Annotated in this window: 1 pseudogene; it reads right to left on the bottom strand. The window is 74.6% G+C overall.

Annotated elements, in window-relative coordinates:
* A pseudogene (locus ACYQ0J_RS13745) lies at window positions 1-236 on the bottom strand (thermonuclease family protein); the annotation flags it as partial.

Here is a 236-nt window from a genome sequence, read left to right as displayed (position 1 = left end):
GCGCTTGTGGGGGATGTCCTTGCAGTCCAGGTCCGGGGGCGGCGGGGGGATGCACACCGTGGGATAGGCGGGGTCGCACCCTTTCCGGTCCGGGGCGGGGCCTTGGGGCCTCGATGCCTGCCCCCCTCCCCACATCCCCACCCCCTTGGCCCGAGCCTCCCGGGCGGCCTGGAGGTAGAGGGCGGCGTAGCGGACATTGGGGGGCACGGTGTAGGGCTCGGCCCACCCGGCCCTCA

It is taken from the genome of Thermus sp. FJN-A (genome assembly GCF_054655095.1).
This window is presented reverse-complemented; position numbering and strand designations above follow the sequence as displayed.